Source organism: Clostridium sp. CM74B_53 (assembly GCF_036318045.1).
In the GTDB taxonomy this organism is placed as follows: Bacteria; Bacillota; Clostridia; order Lachnospirales; family Lachnospiraceae; genus Pilosibacter.
In genome coordinates, this window is record NZ_JAWQDE010000007.1 from 170389 (window position 1) to 188000 (window position 17612).

Sequence of the window (17612 nt, forward strand, 5' to 3'; positions counted from 1 at the left end):
TCCTCGAAATTGATACCCCTTCAATTTCAATGCTTATGCAGTATAACAAAATATTACCGGAAATGCTATGGTAAATATAGTTAAATTTGCACAATTTTATTGTATATATTTACTATCTTCCGTACAAACGTCCGTCACAGAAAAGCAAATTCGTTGTTTTTACAAAAAAACAATCCATTCTATGGCCGTTCTGTCCGATATAGTCAGAATTTTGTATACTGCACACATTTGCTGGTGACATACAGATGCCATGTATCCCCGCATAATTTCATATTTTTAAGAAATCCTATACTGTACTGCAGCCATCACAGTAAATCCGCAGCTTTGCTGAAGCGTTGCCTTTACACTGTAATTATCCTCGAAAGGACCAATGAGCCATGAATATTTCAACCAACTTCGACCAGAACATCTCACACTTTCACGAAATTCTGGACATTTCAAAGAACTTTGACATTGTCTACCGCACGCTGACCATCGCCGGCAAAAATGCCTGCCTGTACTTTGTGGACGGCTTCACAAAGGATGAGATCCTTTTGCGGCTGATGCAGGACTTCGCCTCCATAAAGCCGGATGCTTTCCCGGCATCCGCCCATGACTTTGCAAAGCAGCATGTCCACTACGGCGAAACCACCATCGAGACCGATGATACCATCATCTTCACTCAGCTTCTCTCCGGCCTCTCCTGTCTTTTAATCGACGGGTATGACCGGGCAATCCTCATCGACTGCCGTACTTACCCGGCCCGTGGGGTTTCGGAGCCCGAAAAAGACAAGGTGCTCCGAGGCTCCCGGGATGGCTTCGTGGAGACCATGATCTTCAATACCGCCCTGATCCGCCGCCGGATCCGGGACGTGAATCTCACGGTGGAGATCATGCAGACCGGAGAAAGCTCCCACACAGACATCGCGATCTGCTACATGAAACGTCGTGTGGACGAGGATCTGCTAAATAAGATCAAGGACCGCATCGAAAATCTGCATGTAGATGCTCTGACTATGAATCAGGAAAGTCTGGCAGAATGTATCTTTCCCCACAAATGGTTCAACCCGTTCCCAAAATTCCGTTTTTCTGAACGTCCGGACACGGCTGCGGCGTCTATTCTGGAGGGAAACATCGTCATCCTTGTTGACAATTCCCCCGCCTGCATGATCCTGCCATCCTCAGTCTTTGACATTATCGAGGAGGCAGATGACTATTACTTCCCGCCGGTGACCGGAACCTACCTGCGTCTTTCCAGAATGACAGTCTCATTTCTCACCCTGTTTCTGACCCCGGTGTGGCTTCTCTTTATGCAGAATCAGAACTGGATCCCAGGCTGGCTGGAATTTATCAAACTGGCAGATGACATGTACGTTCCCCTGATCTTCCAGCTTCTGATCCTGGAATTTGCCATTGACGGCCTGCGTCTCGCCGCAGTCAATACGCCGAGCATGCTGACCACACCGTTAAGTGTTATCGCCGGTATTGTTCTCGGCGAATATTCTGTAAAATCCGGCTGGTTCAATTCCGAAACCATGCTCTACATGGCGTTTGTCACCATAGCCAATTACTCTCAGGCAAGCTTCGAGATGGGTTACGCGCTAAAATTCATGCGTGTGATCCTGCTGATCCTCACCTCCCTCTTAAACGTCTGGGGCTTCATCCTCGGCACCGCCATCGCCGTCTGCTCCATCGTATTCAACCGCACCATCGCCGGAAAGAGCTATATCTATCCGCTGATCCCGTTTTCGTGGCCGGAGATCAAAAAGAGATTCCTCCGGGGACGGCTGCCGCATACAGAGAAAAATAAACGCTGACCATTTTCCGGTAAATTCCGTATTGATGCATTTCATTTACCGGAATTTCCCATTGCACAAAAAATCCGTGTCCTGCAGATTTCGTTGTACAGGACACGGATTTCTTCAATTGTAAATATATCAAATCTTCAACGACCACTTACTGAGATCCCAAACCTTCGACACCAGTCCGTCATAGAACTCTGGCTCGTGGCAGATGAGGAGGACTGCTCCTTTGTACTCCTGAAGTGCTCTCTTAAGCTCATCCTTCGCATCCACATCCAGATGGTTCGTCGGCTCATCGAGAAGAAGGACATTTGTCTCCCGGTTCATAAGCTTACAGAGACGGACCTTTGCCTGCTCACCGCCGGAGAGAACACGGACCTGGCTCTCGATATTCTTTGTAGTCAGGCCGCACTTTGCAAGAGCAGAGCGGACTTCGTACTGGGTGTAGGACGGAAATTCCTTCCAGATCTCCTCGATACAGGTCGTCGTATTTCCCGGTGCCATCTCCTGCTCAAAGTAGCCAGGAAACTGGTAATCACCGACCTCAACACTTCCGGAGATTGCCGGGATCAGGCCCTGAATGCTCTTTAAGAAGGTGGTCTTTCCGATACCGTTGGCGCCAATGACCGCGATCTTCTCGCCGCGCTCCATGAGGAAATTAAGCGGTTTTGAAAGTGGTTCATCATAACCGATCACAAGATCCTTCGTCTCAAAGATCAGTTTTCCGGTTGCCCTTGCATTCAGGAAATGGAACTCCGGCTTCGGTTTTTCCTTTGCAAGCTCGATGACCTCCATCTTGTCCAGCTTCTTCTGTCTCGACATCGCCATATTTCTCGTCGCGACGCGGGCCTTGTTTCTCGCGACGAAATCCTGAAGCTTCGCGATCTCTGCCTGCTGGCGGTTGTAAGCTGCCTCCAACTGGCTCTTTTTCATCTCGTAGACTTCCATGAACCGGTCATAGTCACCCACATAGCGGTCAAGCTTCTGGTTCTCCATATGGTAGATCAGGTTTACCACGCTGTTTAAAAACGGGATATCGTGGGAGATCAGGATAAAGGCATTCTCGTAATCCTGAAGATACCGCTTCAGCCACTCGATATGCTGTACATCCAGATAGTTTGTCGGCTCGTCGAGGAGCAGGATATCCGGCTTTTCAAGAAGAAGCTTTCCAAGGAGGACCTTCGTTCTCTGTCCGCCGGAGAGCTCGTCAACATCCTTGTCAAGACCGATTTCGTCGAGGCCGAAGGCGCGTCCGATCTCCTCCACCTTGGAGTCGATAATATAGAAGTCATGCGCCATCAGAAGATCCTGGATCGTTCCCAGCTCCTCCATCATGGCGTTCATCTCTTCCTCAGAGGCGTCTCCCATCTTCGCGCAGATGTCGTTCATCTTCTCCTCCATCTCAAAGAGGAAGGAAAAGGCACTCTTAAGCACGTCGCGGATCGTCATACCCTTCTCAAGCACGGTATGCTGGTCTAAGTAGCCCACACGGACATTCTTCGACCATTCGACCTTTCCCTCATCCGGCATCATCTTTCCGGTGATGATATTCATAAATGTGGACTTTCCCTCACCGTTTGCTCCGATGAGACCGATATGTTCCCCCTTTAACAGGCGGAAAGAAACGTCCGTAAAGATAGCCCGGTCTCCGAAACCATGGCTCAGGTGTTCTACATTTAAAATACTCATAAAACTTCTTTTATTCCGGCTTTTCCTTATAATTCAGCCGTTTTCCCTTTCTCCTGGAACCCCAGGTAAACCTATACTACTGCAAGCAAGCTTGCGTCGGACTTCAGACCTTTTGACCCTGATATCATATAAATAATGTCATGATCGGAATTGTGATCAAAGAGAACAGTGTATTGGTAAGCAGACATTTCGACGCATACACCGGATCCGATCCATATTTCTCCGCCAGAAGCGCCGTCGTGCTTCCCGCAGGCATCGCTGTAAGAATCACCGCGCACCCTGTCATGATCGGATCTGCATTTAACAGGCGCATGATAAAGAGCGCCAGAAACGGCAGTGCCACAAGGCGCATAAACGCCAGGTACACAGTACTCCAGTCCTTAAAGGACGCCGGTGTCAGTTCCGTCATCATCGTTCCGATCAGGACCATGGACAGCGGAGTTGTACAGTTTCCAAGTCCTGTGATAGACTTTGCCAGAAATTCCGGCAGAGTAAAGTCTGTGAAGCTCCTGAAAAGTCCGATAAAGATCACGATCACGCACGGATTCAGCATGACCTTCTTAAACGCAGCCTTTTTATCCGCCTCCGCCGTGAAAATCGATACTCCCGCCGTCCACATAAAGATACGGTTCGGGATAATAAAGATCGACGCCAAGAACATTCCCGCCTCGCCGAGCACCGCCTTCACGATCGGCAGCCCCAAAAACGCCGCGTTATTGACGAGTGTGGCATACTGTAAGACGGATTTTTTCTCCTTCGGATACATGTTGTAGACAACTTTTCCACCGAGCCATGCCGCGAAGCAGATAAAAAACGCCACTCCGAGACACAGGGCCGCCTGTTTTAACATGTCCAATGTGATATGCATGCTGAAGGAGTTAAAGATCATACAGGGCAGCGTGATCCTGAGAACAAAATCCGTGAGCTTTCCCTGCATCTTTTTTTCAATAATTCCACGCTTTCTGCAGTAAAATCCCACCGCCATGTACACGAGCAGGATCGCCTGGGTCGAAAGCATCTTCATAAAATTTTCCATCTGGTCCCTTATTTCTAAATACACACAGTCCGAAAAAAGGCTGTGCAGGGAACAGCGTTTCCGCCGCCTGCACAGCCTTTTGCTGCCCTCTCGGGATTAAAATTATTCGTCTACGCTGTAGTTCGGAGCCTCTTTTGTGATGTGGATATCATGCGGATGGCTCTCGCGGAGTGCGGCTGCGGAGATCTTAACAAAACGACTGTTCTCCTGAAGCTCTTTGATATCATGAGCACCGCAATATCCCATACCGGCACGAAGACCGCCCAGCATCTGGAATACGGTATCCTCAACGAATCCCTTGTAAGCAACACGTCCTTCAACGCCTTCCGGAACAAGCTTCTTCGCGTTCGACTGGAAGTAACGGTCCTTACTGCCGTTCTCCATAGCAGAAATAGATCCCATTCCACGGTAAACTTTATATTTTCTTCCCTGATAAAGTTCGAAGTCTCCCGGGCTCTCATCGCAGCCCGCGAACATGGATCCCATCATGCAGACATTACCGCCGGCTGCGAGAGCCTTTGTAACATCTCCGGAATACTTGATACCGCCGTCGGCGATGATCGGAATACCGTACTCCTTCGCAACTGCATAGCAGTCCATAACAGCAGTGATCTGCGGAACACCGATACCTGCAACGACACGTGTCGTACAGATCGATCCCGGTCCGATACCAACCTTGACAGCGTCAACGCCGGCCTCGATCAGGGCTCTTGTAGCCTCACCCGTTGCAACGTTACCGGCGATTACCTGAAGATCCGGATATTTCTCCTTGATCATCTTTACGCAGTTGATAACGTTCGCAGAGTGTCCGTGCGCAGAGTCGAGAACAACAACATCGACCTTTGCATTTACAAGGGCTTCCGTTCTCTCAAGAACATTTGCTGTGATTCCGATTGCGGCACCGCAGAGAAGTCTTCCGTGGTCATCCTTTGCGGAGTTCGGATACTTGATCTGTTTCTCGATATCTTTGATCGTAATGAGTCCTTTTAAGTTAAAGTTTTCATCGACGATCGGAAGCTTCTCGACTCTTGCCTTTGCAAGAATGCGCTTTGCTTCTTCCATGGTTACGCCTTCTTTAGCTGTAACCAGATGCTCGGAAGTCATGCACTCTTTGATCTTCTTGGAATAATCTTCCTCAAATTTCAGATCACGGTTTGTGATGATTCCGACAAGCTTTTTACCCTCAGTGATCGGAACACCGGAAATGCGGAATTTTGCCATCAGCTCATCTGCATCTTTTAATGTATGTTCCGGGGACAAATAAAATGGGTCTGTGATAACTCCGTTTTCAGAACGTTTTACCTTATCTACCTCTTCAGCCTGCGCCTCGATCGACATGTTTTTGTGAATGATACCGATTCCGCCCTGTCGCGCCATAGCGATCGCCATGCGGTGCTCAGTAACGGTATCCATGCCGGCACTCATAAATGGAATATTGAGTTTGACTTTCTTTGTCAGGTGTGTTGAAACATTAACCTGATTTGGGATTACTTCAGAATATGCAGGTACAAGGAGCACATCATCAAATGTAATACCTTCACCAATGATCTTACCCATTTTATGGTTCCCTCTCTTTCTTCTGTTTTATTATGTTTAAAAAAAATATAACTAAAAACTGTCGTTGCGTCAGTTCCAGTTATTATCCTAGAGTATAACAGCTTTGTCGAATTTTAGCAACCGTCAATTCATATAATTTTTTTCACTTTTTTATTATTTTTGCTTATAAATTTCCGAAAATTTTTCAGCCCGGCAGTTCCAGCCTCGCCATACGGAATTACCGGTACTCTTTCAGGATCTCCAGAAACTCAAGATTTTCCTCGTGCGTCCGGACGCAGATCCTGTAAAATCTCGAATCGAGTTCCCTGTAGTTTTTGCAGGACCGGATCAGGATCCCGTGTTCCAGAAAAAACTCGTACAGCCACGATTCCTGCTCCGTCTTAAAATCCTTAAACAGAAGGAAATTCGCCTCCGAATGGAACACTGTAAATCCCGCCTTTGTGAGTCCGTCCGAGAGAACCTTTCTCTCCTTTTCCACCAGCTCCCGCATTTTTTTCAGGAACGGGATCCGCTCATCCGAAAGAGCCGCCAGCCCAGCTTCCTGGGCCGGGATCGATACGCTCCACGGCTGCCAGTTTTCTTCCATCCGCTCGATAAGTCCCGGATCCGTGCAGAATCCATAGCCGATCCGCAGTCCCGCCATCGCGTATGTCTTCGTAAATGCCCTGAGGAGAAATAACGTTCCCCCATTTTCCGGCATTCCTTCCTTCCACGCCAGAAATTCCCGGATACAGCCATCCGCCTTTTCTTCATTTAAGAATTCGATAAAGCATTCATCGATCACGGCAACGATCCCCGCTCTTTTGCAGTAGTCGAGGATCTTTAAGAGATCCGCTTTTCTCATCATCGCACCGGTCGGATTTGCCGGTGTACACAAAAAGATCATATCGGGGCGTTCTTTTTTCAGAAATTCCAGATATTCGGAAATGTTTAGAAAAAAGGATTCCGATTCTTTTAAGTAAAAAAAGGAAACTTCCGTCCCACATGCTTTCAGTGCGGTCTCATATTCCATAAAAGACGGGGCGGGGATCGCGGCTTTCTTCGGGCATAACGTCTGCACCAGCCGGAAGATCAGCTCCGCAGCGCCGTTCCCGAAGATCATCATCTCCCCCGGGATCCCGGTAAGTTCCGACATTCTCGCGCGGAGTGCTCCGCAGGTACTGTCCGGGTATCTGGTGCTGAGTGCGATGCTCTTCATCGCCGCCTCCCACACAAAATTCGGCATCCCCAGTGGATTTACATTGATCGAAAAGTCAAGCTCCACGTTCCGGTTCCGGTAAACATCACCGCCGTGTCCGTATTCCATCACTGCTCACCGCCTTTTAACAGCACCGGGATCCCGCAGACAACGCGAAAGACCGTTCCCGCGCGTGCTGCCAGATACTGGCACGCGTCCCCGGTCATCTCACGCCAGAGGCGGTCATCCGCGTCCACCGGGACGATCCCGCAGCCGATCTCATCACAGGTGATGACTGCTGCCGGATTTTTTTCCAGAATTTCATCCAGAAAGCGGTACATGCACGCTTCCGCCCTGTCCCCGCAATTTTCCTCATTTCCAGCCGGATATTCCGTCCGCAGTCCCGACTCGTCCGGATCCTTGATCATTCTTCTTATATATATATGAAGATTTAAGATCACCTCCGCGTTGAACGCATCGGCAAATCGCGTTTTTTCTCCGTCCGCCGCACAGATAAAGCGGTCTTCTCTGTTCTCCACCGCCCTTTTCATGGCAAATTTCGCTTTCCCCTGATGCGCTCCCCCTGTGATCAGCGTGATCCCGTCTGTCATATGCTCCATTTTCTCCTTGTCCTCTCTCTGAGCCGTGTTCTTCTCCGCAGTTTTTATCTTTACCGGAATTCCGCAGAGGACCTCATACACTTCATCGGCCTCCCCGGCCAGCGCAATATTGATCTCTCCCAGAAGGTTCCGGTACTCTTCCGTCTCCTCCGAGTATGCCCCCTGATCTCCGGAGACATCATTTGTCACGATCACGAAAAAGCCGGACTTCTTCCTGACCTTTTCGATTCCGGCAAGGATCCTCTCTTTTGCATGTTCCTCCGGATTCTTCATATCTCCCCGGTACATCTCATTCGCCGCAAGGTTTGAAACGCATTCCAGAAGACAGCGGCTCCCAGCCGGGATCTCCGCCGTTTCAAGATCCACCGGACATTCGATCGTCCTGAAATTCTTCTCCGCCCGCATATTCCGGTGTTTCTGGATCCGCTCCCTGCACTCCTCATCCCAGGCGATCATCGTCGCCAGATACCAGGATGGGCAGGTCTTATTTTCTTCCGCCCGTTCTCTTTTATCCTGTTCAAGGATCAGCGATTCCGCAAATGCCGATTTTCCGCTCGAACTGCCTCCGTTTACAAGAATCATCATAGTCTCTTCTCTCCTATTATCCGTGTACATCACAAGCGCTGCCGCATAGCATCTTTTTACAGCCTGGGATCATACGCCGCCGCCACCGTCACGCCATCTCCCGCTTCCTTTTTAAATAAGATCCGGCAGTCTCTGACTCCCATCCGGCAGGCTGCCACCGCAGATCTCTCGCAGACATTTCCGGTTCCCGTCGTCTTTTTGACAAATTCCGACTCTGTAAACGTTCCCGGCTGGCTGTTCAGCTCCTCACTGGAAAAGGTGAGAAACGGGACCTGCAGCGTATTTGCAAAATCGATGATCCCCTGTTCCTGCTTTTTGATATCGATACTCGCGACCGCAAAGACGCTTCTGAGGTCGATCCCGTTCCGCCTCATAGCGTCCTCCACCGTCTCTCGGATCTTCTCCGCGGGAGTTCCCCGTTTGCATCCGATCCCCAGTGCCACACACCTCGGTACGAGGCGCAGGACACGGTCTGACGGGATCCCGTCCTTCTCCCGGTCCGACACCGTGATCCGGATATTCCGTTTACAGAGCCGGTCGTGAAACAGTCCTTCCGGTATTTTTTTCCATCCTGAAAAGCCGAAATCCGAGAACACGCCAACCGGTTCCTCCGCAAGAATATCCGCCGAGATCCTTTTTGCAAGTACCCGGTCTGTGATCACAAGCCCGTGATCCTTTGCAAAGACATCCACTGCGAATTTCCGTTCCACATCCGTCGCCGTCGTGACGACAGGGACCGCCCCGATCCCACCGGCCACAAACTCCGTCAGGCGGTTTGCTCCTCCGACATGACCGGAAAGGAGCGGGATCACGAACGTTCCCGCCTCATCCACGCAGAGAACGGCCGGATCATGGAATTTATCCTGCACGAACGGGGCGATGGCGCGGACAGCGATCCCGCAGGCGCCGACAAAAATAAGCGCATCCGAGCGCTGAAACTCCGCCCCGGTCCACGCGGAAAGTCCGCCCTCCGCGATCGCCTGATAAGGAAGACCGGCATCTTCCCTGGCAAGCCGGAGCGCGTAACGCCCTGCGACCCACAGCGACGTGTCCCATTTTTCCTCATTTCCGCCGGCACTCCCCGTCCCGGCGATCTTTTTCATCGTTTCAAATCCCATTCTCGTAAAGCAGACGAGCGATACCTTCATCATCTTCCATCCTCTCCGGATCATGTCTCACTTGCATTCAGCCAAACTCTTTCTTCCTCATTATAAAAGAAAACTGCCGGTTGTTCAACGGCAGTTTTCCTGTTACTTTTTGCGGGTAGGAATTTTCGGTCCGAAAATTTTCCTTTTTCTCCTCATCAGATGTGTTCTTCCCCCGCAGACAGCTCTCTTTTCTTTTTTGTCATAAGACCGCCGATCCGTCCGCTCTCCTTTGCAGTGAGTGACCTCCACCCGCCGGCTACAACCTTGTCGGCAAGTCCCAGTTCCTTCGCGATCTCAAATTTCATCCGATCCTCCGGCTTTATATGCTCCGGATCGATCGGTTCCCTTTTCTTTTTAGACAATGGTCCACACTCCTTCCGTAAAGGAAGTATGCCCGGATCCTGTCTTTTTATTCCCTTAGTTTCCGCTCTGGAAGATCACGATCTTCTCTGTCTTTGCGGCATCATCTGCAGATGTCCAGACGAGGATATCGGTTCCCTCTGTGAGATCTTCCTCGGAAACGATATTTTTAGTCAGATACGGAAGAAGTCTTGTCTCAGCCGTGATCGTGTATTCGCTGCCATCCACGGTTGTTAAAACGAACTCTCCGTCTGCACTTCCCTGATCAAGGCTCTCTACCTGGGTATATTTCGGGAACGCCGCGTCCTCCGGAACATCCGTGATGATCATGATCCCGTTCGCGATCGGCGGCAGACTCATTGTCATCGCCGGTCCCACATAAACGTTCACTGCTTTTCCTTCCGTCAGAGTATCTGCTTCAACCGGGTAACCGTTGACGCCGTCGAGGATCTTTGTATCATCAGAGATCGTGATGATCACTTCCTCGGTAGAATCCCCGACCTGGCGGTTCATCGTAAGCTCACCGTTTTCCATGGAAACAACGGTGCCGACAAACGGAGCGTCTTCACTCTCTGCCTCCGCTCCTGTGCCCTCCGGGTTTTCGCCGCCTGGAAGCATTGTCGCCTCATTTTCTGTCGTTGCGGAAGTTTCCGTTCCTGCCGGAGTCTCAACGACAACAGCTTTTGTCTCTTCCTTTGTCTGTCCGTCCGCCTTTGCACATCCGGTAATTCCCATAGATGCCATCATCATCGCTGCACATGCCAGCGCAGTCATTTTTTTCATATTCTTCATAATATCAGTTCCTCCTCAAATTTTCCAGATTTCAAAAAAGTTGTCGCAGCTGTTTTCTTTTTTGTAGGCATATCTTAGCATATAATTCTTGAAAATACACTAGGATTTCATTTACAAATCCCTTACGCATTTTTGTAGAAAGGATCCGGATTGCGGCATTTCTGCGGCAATCCGGGCACTTTGGAGTGCGCACCCCGGGCAGGCAATGCCCTTTTGCTTAACAGGGAGTTCCGTTGAAATTTCCCGTTAAGCCAAAAAAGGGACATCACAACTGTGATGTCCCAAAAAATTCATTTCAGATCAAAGACTTCCGGATTACTCCTCTGTCTGCTCCTGTGCGTTGTCAGCCTCAAGAGCCTTCATGCTTAAGCTGATCTTTCTGTCTGCCTCGTTGAAGTCAACGATCTTTGCAGTGATCTCCTGACCGATGGAAAGTACATCAGCCGGTTTTGCAACGTGCTCTCTGGAGATCTGGGATACGTGAAGCAGAGCGTCTACGCCCGGCTCAAGCTCAACAAATGCACCAAAGTCAGTCATACGAGCTACTTTACCAGTAACTACGTTGCCTACTGCGTACTTCTCAGCAGCGTTTGCCCACGGATTTGTCTCCGGGAACTTCATGGAAAGGGCAATCTTCTCACCGTTGATGTCTTTGATGAGAGCTGTTACCTTATCGCCAACCTTAAATACTTTCTTCGGGTTCTCGATTCTGCCCCAGGACATCTCGGAGATGTGGAGTAAACCGTCAGCGCCGCCGAGATCGATGAATGCACCGAAATCAGTTACGTTCTTAACAGTTCCTTCTACCTTGTCGCCTACAGCGATCTTCTCGAAGAGAGCTTTCTGCATCTCAGCCTTCTTAGCAACGATAAGCTGCTTGCGGTCACCGATGACTCTTCTTCTTCTCGGATTGAATTCTGTGATCACGAATTCGATCTCTTTATCAGCATATTTGGATAAATCTTTCTCATATACGTCGGATACAAGGCTTGCCGGGATGAAGATTCTTGCTTCGTCCACGATCACGCTTAAACCGCCGTCAAGAACCTGGGAAACCTTGGCAGTAAGAACTTCATGGTTCTCGAATGCTTCCTCAAGTCTCTTATTTCCTCTGTCTGCAGCCAGTCTCTTGTAAGAAAGAGCAACCTGACCTTCACCGTCGTTCACCTTTACGACTTTGGCTTCCATCTCGTCACCAACATGTACAAGATTTCTTAAGTCTACATTGGACTCGTTTGTGTATTCACTGCGGGTAATGATGCCATCAGACTTGTAACCAATATTTAAAACGATTTCGTCTTCTTTTACGTCAATGACCTTACCGGTGACAACCTCTCCTGTACGTATTGTTTTTAATGATTCTTCTAACATTTGTTCAAAACTTAATTCTGACATTTAGTATGAACCTCCTCGATAATATTGTTTGGGGTTGACGCCCCGGCCGTAATACCTACACTGCGCACAGAACTAATACATTCAGGATTAAAGTCGCCCAGAGTCTGGATGTAATAGGTGTTTTTACATTCCTTCCGGCAGATATCGTATAGCTTCTGGGTATTCGAGCTGTGTTTCCCGCCGATAACCAGCATCACGTCCACCTGCGAGGCTATCCTCATCGCTTCCACTTGTCTTTCCTGTGTTGCATTGCAAATCGTATTTAAAACAGTTATATCATACCGCGTTTTAGAAATTTTTTCAACTAGATCTTGAAATTTCTTGTAATTAAATGTCGTCTGGGATACGATACAAAGCTTTTCGTCCTCCGGTAATTCCAGTCTGCGGAAATCATCCATGTTTTCGATGACTTTTGTCCTCTCATCACCCCAGCCCTTGATGCCCTGCACTTCCGGATGGTCCTCACTGCCGACGATCAGGACTCTTCTTCCCTCTGCGGTCTGTTTTTCCACGATCCGGTGGATCTTTTTTACATACGGACATGTGGCATCGACGATCTCCACTCCGTTTTCTTTCAAAATGTCATAGACATCTTTTCCGACGCCGTGGGAACGGATCACAACAACGGCATCGCGGATCGTCCTCAGCTCTTCCAGAGTGTCGATGACCTCCACTCCTTTTTCCTGAAGATCCCCCACGACCTGTTCATTGTGGATGATCGGACCGTAGGTGTAGATCGGTTTTTCCGTCTTTCCGATCTGCTCATATACTTTTTCCACAGCACGCTTCACGCCAAAGCAGAAGCCCGCTGTCTTTGCCACTGTTACTTCCATGTCACGCACCCTGCTTTTTCTCGATCATCGCAACGATCGCGTCCACAACTTCCTTCAGAGTCATGTCGGAGCTGTCAAGAAGCACCGCATCCTCCGCCTGCTTTAACGGAGAATTCTCCCGGTGCATATCCCGGTAGTCCCGGTCGATGATGTCCTTCTCGATCTCGTCGAGATCACAGTCAGTGCCTTTCTCTTTGAGCTCATTGTAGCGGCGTTTTGCACGGACTGCGGAGCTTGCAGTCAGATACACCTTCACGTCGGCATCCGGAAGGACGCAGGTTCCGATATCGCGGCCGTCCATGATGACGTCCGCCTGTCTCGCCAGCTCCTTCTGGAGTTCTACAAGCTTCTCCCGGACCTTTTTATAGACAGAAGTCGCAGATGCCATATTTCCGACCTCCTCGGTGCGGATCAGACCGGACACATTCTCACCGTTTAAGATCACCTGCTGCGCACCGTTCTCATAGCGGATCGTGATCTCCACCTGACCCAACGCGGCGTTGATCGCACTCTCGTCCGTTTTGTCGATGCCTTTTCGAAGAAAATAGAGTGCCATGGCCCGGTACATCGCTCCGGTGTCCACATAGATAAAGTTTTTCAGTGCCGCGACAGATTTTGCCACGGTACTCTTTCCGGCCCCTGCCGGGCCGTCGATCGCTACATTAAAAGACATGTCATTCTCCCCTTAGTTTATTTCAAGTTTTTTTATTTATTCGTGACTGTTCATTTATTCCGCACTTCTTCCGGCCAGCATTCCCGTCGACCAGGCGATCTGCAGGTTGAATCCGCCGGTGACGCCGTCCAGGTCAAGGACCTCTCCGGCGAAGTAGAGACCTTTTAACTTCTTCGACTCCATCGTGGACGGATTTACTTCCTTCACATTCACGCCGCCCTGGGTCACGATCGCCTCATTATATCCGCGAAGTCCTGTGAGCGTTACCGTGAATGCCTTCGTGAGGTCAACCAGGCGCTTCCGCTCCTCAGCCGTCACCTCATTGACCTGTTTTTCCGGATCGATCCCGCTTCTTTTGATCATCACAGGGATCAGTTTTGCCGGGAAGAGATGGTTCAGCGCGTTCTTGAACTGCTTATTCTTCGCCTCGTCGAAATCCCGCAGGATCCTGGCGTCCAGCTGCTCTTTCGAGAGCGCCGGTTTCAGGTCGATATCCATCTTAAGAGGCGTTTTTCTGATGATCTTCGCAGCATAGCTGCTGGCGCTTAAAACGACCGGTCCGCTGACGCCAAAATGGGTAAACAGCATTTCCCCGAATTCTTTCCAGAGAACCTTCTTTCCGTTCCAGACCGTCACCTCTATATTTCTCAGGGAAAGTCCCTGAAGCTCTTTCACATCGTCCTCCGCACACACGAACGGGACAAGCGCCGGTGACAGCGGTGTCACCGTATGGCCTGCCTCCTTTGCAAACCGGTATCCGTCCCCGGTAGACCCTGTAGACGGGTAGGAAAGTCCGCCTGTGGCGATCACCACCGCGTCGGCCTCTACGGTCTTTCCTGATTTTTCCAAGATGATCCCGGCTGCCTTTTCCTCGCGGATCACGATATCCTTTACCGGCTCATTCAGAAAGATCTTTACGCCGAGGGATCTCATCTTCCGCTCCAGAGCCCCTGTCACATCGGATGCATGATCCGATACCGGGAACATCCTTGCGCCGCGCTCTTCCTTTACCGGACAGCCATTTGCCTCCACGAGATCCACGATATCGAAATTCGTGAACCCGTAGATCGCACTGTAGAGGAATTTTCCGTTGGAGACCATGTGTCTGAACAGGTCCTCCGTATCGCAGCCGTTTGTCAGGTTGCATCTTCCTTTTCCTGTAATATAGATCTTTTTTCCAAGCTTTTCATTTTTTTCATAGACGGAGACGTCATGTCCGCACTCCGCGGCGCCGATGGCAGCAGCCATTCCCGCTGCCCCGCCGCCGATAATCACAACTTTACTCATTTCTTCTTATCTTTTTCCACTTCTTTTATCTTTTTCTCCATGGCGTCCGCCACAGTCTCGAGGACCTTGATCCTCGCATACCATTTGGAATTTCCTTCCACGACAATCCAGGGTGCGTCCTTCGTGGAGGTCTTTTCCAGCATTTCATTCACTGCAAGGACATAGGAATCCCACTTCTCCCGGTTTCTCCAGTCCTCGTCCGTGATCTTCCACTGTTTCTTCGGATTTTTCATCCTGTCATTGAAGCGCCGTTCCTGCTCATCTTTGTCGATCTGGATCCAGAATTTCAGGACAAGTGCTCCGGAATTGACGAAATGCGTTTCCATCTCGTTGATCTCCCGGTAGGCATGATGCCAGTCTGCCTCGGAGCAGAATCCCTCGATCCTCTCCACCATGACTCTTCCGTACCAGGTCCGGTCGAAGATCGCGATATGTCCGGCCTTCGGCACATTGTTCCAGAATCTCCAGAGATAGTGGTGGGATTTTTCCAGGTCATTCGGGGATGCCGTCGGGCAGACCTTGTAACCTCTCGGGTCGAGGTGGCTTGTCAGACGCTTGATCGCGCCGCCTTTTCCAGACGCATCCCATCCCTCGAATCCCAGTATCACCGGGATCCGCAGACGATAGAGTTCCCCGTGGAGCGTCTCCAGGCGTTTCTGGAGCTTTGCCAGTTTTTTCCGGTACTCTGCCTCCTTGAGGCTCTTCGTAAGATCCGCTTTCGCAAGAATCCCTTTTTCATACCGGTCCGGCGGGAGCGGAGCTTCAAAAAGTTCCGGCTCTTTTCCTGCCCGTTTTTTCTCAAGCGCCTTTTCCAGAACATCTGCCACCGTCTTTATCACTGTAAGGGCCGTTTCCGTCTTATCCTTCGCATCGATCACATACCAGGGTGCGTAAGGCATATCGGTCCGGCGGATCATCTCGTCGCTGATCTTTTTGTATTTTCCGTAGTGGGCATTCCTCTCACGCTCTTTTTCTGTCACGCGCCATGCGGTATCCTTTGATCCCAGGAGTTTTTCAAACCGTTTTGCCTGTTCTTTTTCCGATATTTCGAGGAACAGCTTCACGATGACTGTTCCGCCGTCCACGAGACAGCGTTCAAATGCAAGAATATCCTCAAACGCTGCATCCACCTGTTTCTCCTTCAGGATCCCCTCAAAGCGGTCCGCCTGGACTCCCCGGTACCAGCTCGTGTCATAGATCGCGATCCGCCCCGCTGCCGGGGCATGGACCGCAAACCTCCAGAGGAACGGGCGGAGTGCCTCCTCCTCGGTATCCTTGTCTCCGGTGTAAACGTCAAATCCTCTCGGATCAAGCGCCTGCATGAGACGCCCGATCTGAACGCCCTTTCCGGCGCCATCATACCCGTCAAACAGGAGATAGACCGGGATCTTTTCCTCCTTACATTCCCGCTGCAGGCTTCCAAGTCTTTCCATCTCTTTTTTCAGGACTTCTTTTTTCTGCTTTTTTTCATCTTTCATCGGCTGATTCCTCCACTCTATGGTCCGATCAGACATTCTTAACCATTTTTGTTTCCCATGCCTATTTGCAGTTTTTCCGCCCTGGCACGATCTGTCATCAGTTTCTTCCAATTCCCGTCCGGGTATGCTTTTTACTGATTCATCCGCGCGTGCTCTCCCGCAAGCTCTTCATACAATTTCAGCGCATTCCAGTTCTGGTTCGTCGGTGTGAGCACTGCCTTGTAGTCGATCCGTCCGGCTCCTGCCTTTCTGAGCGCCAGGATCACCCGGTCCACCTGTCCGGACGTAAGACCTGCCATCACCATCATCTCTTTTTCAAAGTCCTCTCCGTCGTAGATCTCGCCGCAGGAAGTGATCTCCTTCACTCCTGCGAGATATCCCACCGGTTCCAGATACTCTTCCTTCTTCACTGCGCGAAGCTTCATTCCAAGTGGAAACAGCGCTTTTTTGATCTTTAACAGTCTCTCGCCCTCCGGCAGATGGTATAAAAGGATCGTAGGTTTCATATATTTTTCTGATTCCTTCCTGTTTTCATGTATTTCATTATATCAATTCCCGTGCAGCTTTGCAACGGCACAGAAAGATCCATGATTTTTTTGTTGATTTTTCCCTGGATTCTGATATAATGAATTTACTTCCGGGGTATGGCGTAGCTTGGTAGCGCGCTCGGCTGGGGGCCGAGAGGTCGCAGGTTCAAATCCTGTTGCCCCGATTTTTATAAGGGGGCTGTCGCATTAGCAAATATTTTTTGCTGGGCGGCAGCCCTGCTTTATGCCCAAATGGCATCGAAATCGGTTATGTTTTCGATGCCATTCTTTATAAACGCAGTTCATTCCCAGGCATCCCTTTCGGCATGCCTGATTTCAGGCTGTTTTGTTTTCAACTATCAAAATCTATGCCCTTTTTAATGGAAAAAGATAACTTCCCGTTCTTCCGGTCTGAATCTTGCAATGAAGCTTATTGATATTTCGTCCCATCGCCAGAAGGATGCTCTCTGCCAGTGCATTTGCCTTTCCACGATACAGATATCTTCGAAAATTCATGTCCTCTTTTACGTCAGCAAAAGAACCTTCTGCCTGAATACTGCGATTCATACGGAGCATCGTTCCATACTCACTTGTGATCCGTTCCAGATCTTCTGCGCGTTTCTGGCTCATTGTTTTTGAAACCATCAGCACTTTATTGCGCTTTTCCATAGGTG

General features: G+C 49.9%; 16 protein-coding genes and 1 tRNA gene. 2 read left to right on the forward strand and 15 right to left on the reverse strand.

Annotated elements, in window-relative coordinates:
* Positions 1-377: 377 nt before the first annotated feature.
* A complete protein-coding gene (locus V2546_RS08345) occupies positions 378-1796 on the forward strand; it encodes a spore germination protein (protein ID WP_329752045.1) in 1419 nt (472 codons plus the stop codon).
* Positions 1797-1916: 120 nt separating this feature from the next.
* Here V2546_RS08345 and V2546_RS08350 read toward each other — a convergent pair whose 3' ends face one another.
* The 14 genes from V2546_RS08350 to V2546_RS08415 all read right to left on the reverse strand — a co-directional run bounded on the left by V2546_RS08350 (position 1917) and on the right by V2546_RS08415 (position 16917).
* Positions 1917-3470 carry an ABC-F family ATP-binding cassette domain-containing protein gene (locus tag V2546_RS08350; protein WP_118531837.1) on the reverse strand — a complete coding sequence of 518 codons (1554 nt, stop codon included), beginning with the start codon at positions 3468-3470 and terminating at the stop codon, positions 1917-1919.
* 124 nt (positions 3471-3594) lie between these two features.
* A complete protein-coding gene (locus V2546_RS08355) occupies positions 3595-4506 on the reverse strand; it encodes an AEC family transporter (RefSeq protein WP_329752046.1) in 912 nt (303 codons plus the stop codon).
* Between the two features lie 102 nt (positions 4507-4608).
* Positions 4609-6063: an IMP dehydrogenase gene (guaB, locus tag V2546_RS08360; RefSeq protein ID WP_118531841.1), complete on the reverse strand. Its 1455-nt coding sequence runs from the start codon at positions 6061-6063 to the stop codon at positions 4609-4611.
* 217 nt (positions 6064-6280) lie between these two features.
* Positions 6281-7369, reverse strand: a complete 1089-nt coding sequence (locus tag V2546_RS08365) for a pyridoxal phosphate-dependent aminotransferase (RefSeq protein ID WP_118531843.1) — start codon at positions 7367-7369, stop codon at positions 6281-6283.
* The gene (locus V2546_RS08370; RefSeq protein WP_329752047.1) at positions 7369-8445 is read right to left on the reverse strand and encodes a bifunctional adenosylcobinamide kinase/adenosylcobinamide-phosphate guanylyltransferase; all 1077 of its coding nucleotides are present in this window, start codon (positions 8443-8445) and stop codon (positions 7369-7371) included. Before V2546_RS08370 ends, V2546_RS08365 begins: the two co-directional genes overlap by 1 nt.
* Before the next feature lie 56 nt (positions 8446-8501).
* Positions 8502-9596 carry a cobalt-precorrin 5A hydrolase gene (locus tag V2546_RS08375; RefSeq protein ID WP_329752048.1) on the reverse strand — a complete coding sequence of 365 codons (1095 nt, stop codon included), beginning with the start codon at positions 9594-9596 and terminating at the stop codon, positions 8502-8504.
* Positions 9597-9748: 152 nt separating this feature from the next.
* Positions 9749-9898, reverse strand: coding sequence for an alpha/beta-type small acid-soluble spore protein (locus V2546_RS08380; protein WP_118297892.1), 150 nt, complete (start codon positions 9896-9898; stop codon positions 9749-9751).
* A 112-nt stretch (positions 9899-10010) separates the two neighbouring features.
* Positions 10011-10745, reverse strand: coding sequence for a hypothetical protein (locus V2546_RS08385; protein WP_329752049.1), 735 nt, complete (start codon positions 10743-10745; stop codon positions 10011-10013).
* 315 nt (positions 10746-11060) lie between these two features.
* Positions 11061-12140 carry a 30S ribosomal protein S1 gene (gene rpsA, locus V2546_RS08390; protein ID WP_118297830.1) on the reverse strand — a complete coding sequence of 360 codons (1080 nt, stop codon included), beginning with the start codon at positions 12138-12140 and terminating at the stop codon, positions 11061-11063.
* Complete coding sequence (ispH, locus tag V2546_RS08395; protein ID WP_329752050.1) at positions 12128-12973, reverse strand: 4-hydroxy-3-methylbut-2-enyl diphosphate reductase; 846 nt, start codon at positions 12971-12973, stop codon at positions 12128-12130. Before ispH ends, rpsA begins: the two co-directional genes overlap by 13 nt.
* Position 12974: 1 nt before the next feature.
* Positions 12975-13646, reverse strand: a complete 672-nt coding sequence (gene cmk, locus V2546_RS08400; protein WP_118297828.1) for a (d)CMP kinase — start codon at positions 13644-13646, stop codon at positions 12975-12977.
* 54 nt (positions 13647-13700) lie between these two features.
* Positions 13701-14933 carry a BaiN/RdsA family NAD(P)/FAD-dependent oxidoreductase gene (locus tag V2546_RS08405; protein WP_142411190.1) on the reverse strand — a complete coding sequence of 411 codons (1233 nt, stop codon included), beginning with the start codon at positions 14931-14933 and terminating at the stop codon, positions 13701-13703.
* Complete coding sequence (pap, locus tag V2546_RS08410) at positions 14930-16411, reverse strand: polyphosphate:AMP phosphotransferase (protein WP_329752051.1); 1482 nt, start codon at positions 16409-16411, stop codon at positions 14930-14932. Before pap ends, V2546_RS08405 begins: the two co-directional genes overlap by 4 nt.
* Before the next feature lie 131 nt (positions 16412-16542).
* Positions 16543-16917 carry a DUF3783 domain-containing protein gene (locus V2546_RS08415; protein WP_118531855.1) on the reverse strand — a complete coding sequence of 125 codons (375 nt, stop codon included), beginning with the start codon at positions 16915-16917 and terminating at the stop codon, positions 16543-16545.
* 132 nt (positions 16918-17049) lie between these two features.
* On the opposite strand from V2546_RS08415, the gene V2546_RS08420 reads away from it, so the two are divergent.
* Positions 17050-17123: transfer RNA gene (locus V2546_RS08420), tRNA-Pro, on the forward strand.
* Positions 17124-17304: 181 nt separating this feature from the next.
* Here V2546_RS08420 and V2546_RS08425 read toward each other — a convergent pair.
* The coding region (locus tag V2546_RS08425) for a transposase (RefSeq protein WP_329751987.1) at positions 17305-17612 on the reverse strand (308 nt) is incomplete at its 5' end.

Coding starts and splice junctions, on each gene's coding strand:
- V2546_RS08405 (WP_142411190.1), bottom strand. CDS start 14,933: ATGAGTAAAGTTGTGATTATCGGCGGCGGGGCAGCGGGAATGGCTGCT.
- guaB (WP_118531841.1), bottom strand. CDS start 6,063: ATGGGTAAGATCATTGGTGAAGGTATTACATTTGATGATGTGCTCCTT.
- ispH (WP_329752050.1), bottom strand. CDS start 12,973: ATGGAAGTAACAGTGGCAAAGACAGCGGGCTTCTGCTTTGGCGTGAAG.
- V2546_RS08375 (WP_329752048.1), bottom strand. CDS start 9,596: ATGATGAAGGTATCGCTCGTCTGCTTTACGAGAATGGGATTTGAAACG.
- V2546_RS08370 (WP_329752047.1), bottom strand. CDS start 8,445: ATGATGATTCTTGTAAACGGAGGCAGTTCGAGCGGAAAATCGGCATTT.
- pap (WP_329752051.1), bottom strand. CDS start 16,411: ATGAAAGATGAAAAAAAGCAGAAAAAAGAAGTCCTGAAAAAAGAGATG.
- rpsA (WP_118297830.1), bottom strand. CDS start 12,140: ATGTCAGAATTAAGTTTTGAACAAATGTTAGAAGAATCATTAAAAACA.
- V2546_RS08385 (WP_329752049.1), bottom strand. CDS start 10,745: ATGAAGAATATGAAAAAAATGACTGCGCTGGCATGTGCAGCGATGATG.
- cmk (WP_118297828.1), bottom strand. CDS start 13,646: ATGTCTTTTAATGTAGCGATCGACGGCCCGGCAGGGGCCGGAAAGAGT.
- V2546_RS08380 (WP_118297892.1), bottom strand. CDS start 9,898: ATGAAATTTGAGATCGCGAAGGAACTGGGACTTGCCGACAAGGTTGTA.
- V2546_RS08350 (WP_118531837.1), bottom strand. CDS start 3,470: ATGAGTATTTTAAATGTAGAACACCTGAGCCATGGTTTCGGAGACCGG.
- V2546_RS08355 (WP_329752046.1), bottom strand. CDS start 4,506: ATGGAAAATTTTATGAAGATGCTTTCGACCCAGGCGATCCTGCTCGTG.
- V2546_RS08415 (WP_118531855.1), bottom strand. CDS start 16,917: ATGAAACCTACGATCCTTTTATACCATCTGCCGGAGGGCGAGAGACTG.
- V2546_RS08365 (WP_118531843.1), bottom strand. CDS start 7,369: ATGGAATACGGACACGGCGGTGATGTTTACCGGAACCGGAACGTGGAG.
- V2546_RS08345 (WP_329752045.1), top strand. CDS start 378: ATGAATATTTCAACCAACTTCGACCAGAACATCTCACACTTTCACGAA.